Annotated in this window: 3 protein-coding genes; 1 reads left to right on the top strand and 2 read right to left on the bottom strand. The window is 43.8% G+C overall.

What is annotated here, in order from left to right; all coding sequences use genetic code 11:
* On the bottom strand, window positions 1–2,022 hold a 2,022-nt coding region (locus tag A3761_RS05110), incomplete at its 3' end, for a hypothetical protein (protein ID WP_156491621.1).
* A gap of 219 nt (window positions 2,023–2,241) precedes the next feature.
* Window positions 2,242–5,184, bottom strand: a complete 2,943-nt coding sequence (locus tag A3761_RS05105) for a hybrid sensor histidine kinase/response regulator (RefSeq protein WP_068509957.1) — start codon at window positions 5,182–5,184, stop codon at window positions 2,242–2,244.
* A gap of 242 nt (window positions 5,185–5,426) precedes the next feature.
* Between A3761_RS05105 and A3761_RS05100 the strand changes: the two genes are divergently transcribed.
* Window positions 5,427–6,100: pyridoxal-phosphate dependent enzyme (locus A3761_RS05100; protein WP_068749939.1), on the top strand; the 674-nt coding region annotated here is incomplete at its 3' end.

Genomic DNA, 6,100 nt, shown 5'->3' with positions numbered 1-6,100 from the left:
GCTATTACCTTGTATATGATAGGTAAACTGTATTACATCGTCGGTATCGGGAAAGATTGGGCTGCTTACTTCCTCTAGCTCAACGCCGAGAATAATTCCTGTCCCACGATCAGTAGTCACAGTTGTATCAGAGGTGTTGAAGGAAAACGCAAAATGACTTCCGCTTTCTGTCGCGTGACCAATAGGTGCTTCGAGACCACCATCGAGCTTCAATATACCTCTATTTACCTCTGAAATGCCTGTCTCGCTGCTTGGGTCTGATACTTCGCTCAGTTCACTAAAGAATCTGCGTGAGTCCTCAATAATTCCTCTTTGCGTTGTCAATGACTGTGAGTTGTTGTTGGCGAGACGAGCTAGGGTATGGCTTCTATAGTGGGGGTTATTAATAGGCTGCTCCAGGCTGAAAAAACTACCAGATGCATTCCAAATCATTGTTTCGCCAAAGATTTCTATTATTTTATCTGTATCATTGAGCTTCTGAGAGAAGGATATTACTCCGTAGCTTTTGCCATTAAGTAAGCTGGTGGAAAAAGTGCTAGGTGTTTGCTGAGCGTGTACTTCCCATGAAAAAAGATTGATATCTTCGATCTGGTCTCCTAATTCTTCATCTTCAGTATTTGGATTTTTGACAATGTAGTTCGCGGCTTTGCTAAAGTTGCCACCAGTTAGCCAAGTTGGTTCGTTTCCATAATCAATATCTTCCTCTTCCTCGACAGGTGAGTAAACCGAGTCTGGTTCATATTCGTTTACTTGGTAGAGCTTGGCGAAAATAGGTTCGTATTGCCACGCGACATCTTTTGTATCAGTCACATCACCCGGTTGAGATGGGCTTAATGTACGTGCTTCCAATATGTTGCCTTCCCTACTTAAGAAAGAGTCGGGCGTAGAGGCTGAAGCATAAGCGTTGATTGGCTCAGATCGGTCAATATCGCTGTCGTTAATATCTCTCACGGTTAGGCTTGTGCGTTCATAAGGGATATCGATAAATAGCGCTGACTCGCGGCGTAAGTCCGTTAAATAGGTGGTGCTTTGATATTTGGGGTAAGCGGGCAGTTCATTGGCTAGCTCCCTGTTTTCGACGATGGTTGAATTGGATGCAGCAAAGCCAATGGATTCTACGCTCCTATTAGTTGCGTTGATATCGCTTAAAGAGAGGGCAAGAAATGCACTGTTATAAGTTTTTGGCAAAGGTGGAGGTGTAGAGAAAACGTCGCCATTTTCATCGAAACCCAGGCCAGTCACTTCGCGCATTGTACCTTTTGCGAAAGGGCTCGTTGCTCTGGTTAACTCTGTCGCAGCAGCTTCCACATAGTGACGAATTTCGTCTTGTTGTTCCAAGGTTTCTATTGCCTGTGAAATATTATTGTTGTTGGAAAGTTCGAAGTTAAACTCGCCAACAGCATTATTTATCATTGATAAGTAGTCTTGCTTAGCTCTAGGTTGGTTATCACAGCCAATCACAGGGTTATCGGTAAGACAAGGTTGGTGAGTTAACAAAGCGCTAGAGTCGGGAATTTGATCAAATACCTTTTTGAGTAGGTAATGAGTAAAAATATTAGTGGTAACTTGTGCAGTAGAATTAACCGCGATTGGGATGTAAGGGATGGCTGCGTAATAAATTTCATCGTCACTATAGCGGATTTTTATTACGTGGTTAATTTGTTCAATGTAATCGGACTCGATAAACATTTGGATGTTGCTGGAGTCCTCAAGTCTCGTTACGTCCCAGGTGGGGAGGTTGCCGTCAGAGGTTTCGTTGAAGTCGGCATTTAGTGAAACTAAGGATATTTGACCTAGGCTTAGGTCTGTTGAACCGTCTAGTCGTTCTGCGTTGATTATCAGAGTTTTTCCGAGGGTTAAATCTGGGTCTCGTGCGGTATCGCTATCAGAATCTAAATCGCTGGAACTACCATCAGTGCCACCTTGTTCTTCGGGGAGTCCGCATGCTTGTAGGGTGCCTAGCAAAAATAGGAAAACCATAATCGAAATGGTTTTGGGGAGCGGAGAGCGACGTGAGGACATAAGCTGCATTAACCTTTTTAGCAAATTACGTTAGTAGCTCTAACGTATTCCATATCGTTGAACTTGGATGCACTTACACATTCGGAGCTTGATCATAGCTCGCATCCAAAGTTAATAATCCTTTCGGGTTGAGTTAACCGAGTTAATATATCTAATTCGAGGCTTTTAAAAAAGCGCCTATGTTTCAGAGTGTGATCCGCATAGCGCTTAGCTGGTGACTCAAGAGGGGATTAGCTTCAATTCATTAGCCGTATCAAGAACTCGCTGAATGTCTTCGAGAAGCTCATTTATGTATGTATCCAACTGTCGCTCGTAAGTTTTTAAAGCATGTTCGGTATCTTTTACTGTTTTTCTTAACTTTGGAACGCCACAATAATGGCAGGCGCCATGTAATTTGTGGACAGACTCTTCAAGTAGTTCGAGCTGATTGTTTTGGAATAGCTGCTCAATTCGTTCTTTTTCACCTGGTAAGCTTTCCAAAAACTTTTTTAAGAAAGTTTCCGCAAGATCTTGGTTACCGTTACACAAACTCACGCCTTCTTCTATATCGATGATTTTAATTGGCGTGTGTGATGAATGAATAGCCTGAGATTGACGAGGGTCTGGGGTGGTATTATTTGTTTCCGGTAAGTGAACTGGGCTATTGTCTTTGGGCGATGCAGGCATAGACGTAGTAGCTTGCTTCTGACCTAGGTCACTGGCTAGCTCGGGAAGATATTCTGTGATTGTTTTACTGAGCTTTTCTTCATCAATTGGTTTGGTGATAAGTGTTTGAAAACCCTGGTTGAGAAAGGTTTGTTGTTCTTCGGGAAGGGCGTAGGCAGTCAGTGCAATGATCGTTGCTGTTTTATACTGCTGATTAATCTGCCGGATGCGCTTCATCGCTTCAACACCATCCATTCCTGGCATCTGAATATCCATAAAAATAAGCTTGTACGAGGTCTCCTGACATTTGCTGATTGCTTCAAAGCCGTCATTAGCGGACTCTGCTTGTATCCCCATGCTTTCCAGAATTGAGACCACTAACGATAAGTTGATATCATTATCATCCACGACAAGAATTGGTTGTCTATCTTTTTTAATAGGCGTTGAAATAGGGGTTGTGAGCTTTTTCAAGATGCTTTTTTTAGTGTAGTTTTCCATGCTTAGTTCGCATAGCTCATTGTAAAAACGCTGTCGGGTGAGCGGCTTCACCAAGTGTGCGCTGGCGCTTTGAATGGCTTCGGTATCGTAGTCTTCTAGGGTCGGCGTAATGAGCAAAACTCGTTGACCTAGTGATTGAAGGGTTTGCATGATCGAGGTGTATTCAGGGACGCCTAACTGGCTTTTATCCAGACTCACCAAGGTTAGTCGGCGATGATCTTTCTGGGTCTCAGCAACTTTTGCCAGGGTTATCAGTTGTAATTTGCTTTCGGCAAACTGGTAGTCTACACCCCAGGAGTTGAACATATGCTCTATTGCAAGTCTGGCGGACCCTTTGGGTTCGTAGCATATTATATGGCTGCCTCTTAGCTGCTCTTGGGTTGGGAGCTGTTCAAGCTCGTTGCCTGGTTTTTCTATGGGTAAGGTAAACCAGAATGTAGAGCCTTTGCCAAGCTCACTCTCAAAGCCAATTTCACCATCCATTTGCTCAATTAGGTTCTTGGATATCGCGAGCCCTAAACCTGTGCCGCCAAAGTTTCTCGCAGTTGTGGCGTCAGCTTGGGAAAAGGCGTTAAAAATCGAGTGTTGTTGGGCGCGAGACAAACCAACGCCTGTATCGGTCACTGACACTTTGACAGACTCGCGGCTGAGGTCATTTTCGTCATCGGCTAACATCACCCTGACTAAGACTTCACCAGCCTGGGTAAACTTGATTGCATTATTGACCAGGTTGGTGACAACTTGTTTGATGCGCAGAGGATCGCCAATAATGGCCCTGGGGACGTCTTGGTAATGTAGGTGAACCAACTCCAGATTCTTGGCGTGAGCCGTCGGTGCAAGCATAGCAACCACGTCATCGATAAGCTCCCGAAATTCAATGGTACCCTTTTCTAGCAATAGCTTACCGGCTTCTATTTTTGAGAAGTCGAGAATATCATTTATGATTAGTAGCAGAATTTCTGAAGACTTTTTGATTGTACTAAGGTGGTCTATTTGTCGTTTGTTCAGGTTGCTTTTAAGTAAGAGGTTGGTGAAACCAATAATGCCGTTCAGTGGTGTTCTAATTTCATGACTCATATTGGCTAAAAATTCTGACTTGGTTCGGTTTGCCAAAACAGCCTGCTTCCTCGCTATATCGAGCTCTACGTTCTGAATTTCAATTGTTTCGAGAGTTTCTCGCAAGTCTTCTGTAGTTTGTTCAATTTCTTGCGTCATGTCAGATTGAGTTTGGCTCAAGCGCTCACCTAACTGATTAGCGCTGTGAGCCAGCTGGTTAAGTTCGCTAGGGAAAACAGTTTGAATGTGTATGTCGGAATTGCCGTCAGCCAGCTTACCTAAATGCAGCCCAATTTCTTTAATTGGCGCTATTATTTGTTTAATCAAAAAACGCACAGAGAAATAGCAAAGGATTGCGCCGACTAACATTAACCAGATAGCCTTCATGACTGTGTTGCCGATTTCTTGGTTCATGGAGCCCCGGTTGGTGTTGATTAATAACCATGCCTTACTCTGTTCCTGTTGATAGGTGCTTGGGCCAACTTGTTTTTTTAGTCTACTTTGAGTCAAAGATGAAAGAGTGGCTGAGCGCTTTTCAGTATTCAGCGGTATGACGAAAATGTTTTCATTGCCTGTCTCGATAATTTTTGGGCTGACTGTGGGAAAGGTTGTTGGGTTAAGTCGTGCGGATAGCTGAGTGCCTCGGTGTTTTAAGACCTTATGATTTGAATTGAGTAGCGTAATCGATTCGATAAGGGGGGAAGCAAGTAGCGTGTCAAAGTATTTATTCAGATCGTTTAGTTCTGATTGCTTTTCATCATCTTTTTGCGTGGCTTTGTTTCGCAAGTGTTGAGCTGTGATGCTGGCGCTGGTCTGGGTTAATAGACTTAGCTGTTGGAAAAACTGTTTTTCAACGACATTTAGCCTGTGGTCGGCTAATACTAGGCCTAAGCCAAGAAATATTAATACTAGAGGCAAGGAGGCAATCAGTGCGATGCGAGACTTGAGCTTGATAGGTTTCATGGATTTAAACTTATATAATATAAGGCTTTGTCAGGCCGTGTGGTATATCATGAACTATGTATTATGGACAATTGTACGATGGACTGCCATAGCAAGCTTTACAGAAATTAGTATGATTAAACGGTGCTAATTTGATCTAGTGTCGTTTTATTGTCTTGTCTGTGAATTAGGCATTCTAGACTGGGCGCATTGAATTAATACATACTCTGTAAACAGAATATTGAACAGGAATTTTACTCCCAATGAGTGATGCAAAAAACGAATTTCCTACGATTGAAGACTATGTTGGAAATACCCCCCTCGTCAGGTTACAGCGTTTACCTGGTCAGACAACTAATATCCTGCTAGTCAAACTTGAGGGTAATAACCCTGCAGGTTCGGTGAAGGATAGGCCTGCTTTAAGTATGATTCAGAGGGCAGAGGAAAAAGGGCAGATAAAGCCCGGTGATACCTTAATCGAAGCAACGAGTGGCAATACGGGGATTGCTTTAGCGATGGCTGCGGCAATCAAGGGCTACAAGATGATCCTGATTATGCCAGACAACGCTAGCATGGAACGGAAGGCCTCAATGGAAGCTTACGGTGCACAAATGCTCTATGTTAGCAAAGAAGAAGGTATGGAGGGCGCTCGTGACCTGGCGCAGTCAATGGCGGCCGAAGGCAAGGGCATTGTCCTCGACCAGTTCGCGAACGATGACAACCCCTTGGCTCATTATTGCGGGACGGGGCCTGAAATCTGGGAGCAAACTCATGGAAAAATTACTCACTTTGTCAGTGCCATGGGAACGACAGGTACCATTATGGGAAACTCCAGGTTTCTGAAAGAAAAGAACCCAGATATCAAGATAGTGGGTTTGCAACCTGCAGAAAATGCGGCAATTCCCGGTATTCGTCGCTGGCCTGAAGAGTATCTGCC

It is taken from the genome of Oleiphilus sp. HI0123, from assembly GCF_001635315.1.
Note: the sequence above shows the minus strand (reverse complement) of the source record. Positions and strands in the feature narration are given on the sequence as shown.